We start from the raw sequence: 1,379 nt of genomic DNA on the forward strand, positions 1-1,379 counted from the left end.
CCCTGTTGCCTCATTGCAATACCTCCGGGAAGGGTGATTCGTTGCCTCATCTGAAAACCTCCGGATTTTCAGTTGTTCCAGGCCCTGTTGATGGGTTTGGCGGCGGCGGGTTGTTTTGCCCGGGAGAGTGTTTCCAGCTGGCCGGTGAGTGCCAGGATCTGGCGTGAGAGTGCGCCGGGTTTGATCTGTTTGAAGGCGGCGTTCATCCGGATGATCGGGCGTTTGCGCATCCTCTCGTGCCGGATCGCCCTGTGGTGGGGTGTGGCTGGTGCGTCGTGCTTCTTGGTGACTTTCGCGCCGTGCCGCTGCTTCTCGATGAGTTTTTGCTGGGGCAGCAGGTAGTTCGTGAAGATCCGGTCCAGCTCCCAGATCTCGTTGAGTTTCGCCAGCTCCGCGGCGGTGTCGTAGCGGAGGTAGCCGACCAGTTCCCGGACCCTGGCCCAGTTCTTTTGCTCCACGTGGGCGCCGTCGTTCTTGTTTCCCGGCCGGGACCGGGTGAAGGTGATCTGCTGGGCATGGCAGTAGGCCAGCAGGTGCTCGTTGATGAACTCCGAGCCGTTGTCCGAATCGATGCCGATGATCGGGAAGGGGAACACCGCGGTGACGTACTCGAGGGCCTCGAAGACCCATTTGGCGGCCTTGTTCCGCACGGACCGGTTCACGGTGCATCCAGTGGAAATGTCAGTCACTGTCAGGGTGAAGCAGAATTCCCCGAAGCTGTTGCCGCCTTCGTGGCCGACCAGATCGATCTCCACGAATCCCGGGACGGCGTCGTCCCATTCGGCCCAGGTCCGGACCGGGATCTGGGATTTCAGCAGTGTGCCGGGTTTGGTGTGCGAGCGTCCCCGCGGGAAGAGTTTCGCCCGTTCACCAGCGAGTTTGCGGTCGATGGTCGCCGCGCTCATGCGCATCAGCAGATCCGCCTGCGCGTCAGTGACCTCAAGCTCCTTGTCCCGGCGCAGCAGCGGCACCAGGACCGGCAGCATCGGGGCCAGCAGCCGGCCGGCAGGAGCGCGCAGCACTGCCCAGCACGTGACCAGGGATGGCAGCAGATCAGGCCCGTAGACCGGCGTCCGGCCCGGCCTGGGCTTGACGATCTTCAGGACCAGGGCCTCCCGCAGAGCGGTCCGGGCGTAGTCGCGGTGCCAACCGGTCAGCTCGACCAGCTCGTTCAGGATCCGGGACTTACCTGCACGATCGGCGCTCTTGTAGGCGAGGGCTTTCTTCTTTGTCACAGCTTGCCGCTGGACCATCGTTAGCTCCATGAAAACGGGCATAGCCCCCAACAGCTGCCCCATCCGGAAACCACGCCGCTACGCGGAGGTAATCAAATGAGGCAACGTATCCGGCTACGCGGAGGTTTTCTATGAGTCAACGCG

Annotated in this window: 1 protein-coding gene; it reads right to left on the bottom strand. The window is 62.7% G+C overall.

Translation table 11 applies throughout. The annotated features are described in order from the left end of the window. Positions 1-68: 68 nt before the first annotated feature. Positions 69-1,253 carry an integrase catalytic domain-containing protein gene (locus AC50YA_RS23075; RefSeq protein ID WP_494984474.1) on the bottom strand — a complete coding sequence of 395 codons (1,185 nt, stop codon included), beginning with the start codon at positions 1,251-1,253 and terminating at the stop codon, positions 69-71. Between the last annotated feature and the right edge of the window lie 126 nt (positions 1,254-1,379).

It is taken from the genome of Pseudarthrobacter sp. RHLT3-21, from assembly GCF_059383495.1.